We start from the raw sequence: 648 nt of genomic DNA, 5'->3' as shown, positions 1-648 counted from the left end.
ATCATCAACCAGAAGGGCAAGGACCTCATCTGTATCTACGTCGCGATCGGCCAGAAGGCTTCGTCGATCATGAACGTGGTGCGCAAGCTCGAGGAAACCGGCGCGCTCGAATACACGATCGTCGTCGCCGCGTCGGCGTCGGAATCGGCCGCGATGCAGTACCTCGCGCCGTACGCCGGCTGCACGATGGGCGAATACTTCCGCGATCGCGGCCAGGACGCCCTCATCATTTACGACGACTTGACCAAGCAAGCTTGGGCGTATCGTCAGATCTCGCTGCTGCTGCGCCGCCCGCCGGGCCGTGAAGCGTACCCGGGCGACGTGTTCTATCTGCACTCGCGACTGCTTGAGCGTGCGGCTCGCGTGTCGGAAGAGTACGTCGAGAAATTCACGAACGGCGAAGTGAAGGGCAAGAGCGGCTCGCTGACGGCGCTGCCCGTCATCGAAACGCAGGCAGGCGACGTGACCGCGTTCGTTCCGACGAACGTGATCTCGATCACCGACGGCCAGATCTTCCTGGAAACCGATCTGTTCAACGCCGGTATCCGCCCCGCGATCAACGCGGGCGTATCGGTGTCGCGAGTCGGCGGCGCCGCGCAGACGAAGGTCGTGAAGAAGCTGTCGGTACGGATACCGCCCGACAGCTTC

At 63.0% G+C, this 648-nt stretch carries 1 pseudogene; it reads left to right on the top strand.

Going from position 1 to position 648, the window contains the following annotated elements:
• Positions 1 to 648: pseudogene (locus J5M67_RS27355) on the top strand (F0F1 ATP synthase subunit alpha); the annotation flags it as partial.

This window comes from Pseudomonas sp. 30_B (assembly GCF_017491605.1).
Taxonomy (GTDB): domain Bacteria; phylum Pseudomonadota; class Gammaproteobacteria; order Pseudomonadales; family Pseudomonadaceae; genus Pseudomonas.
This window is presented reverse-complemented; position numbering and strand designations above follow the sequence as displayed.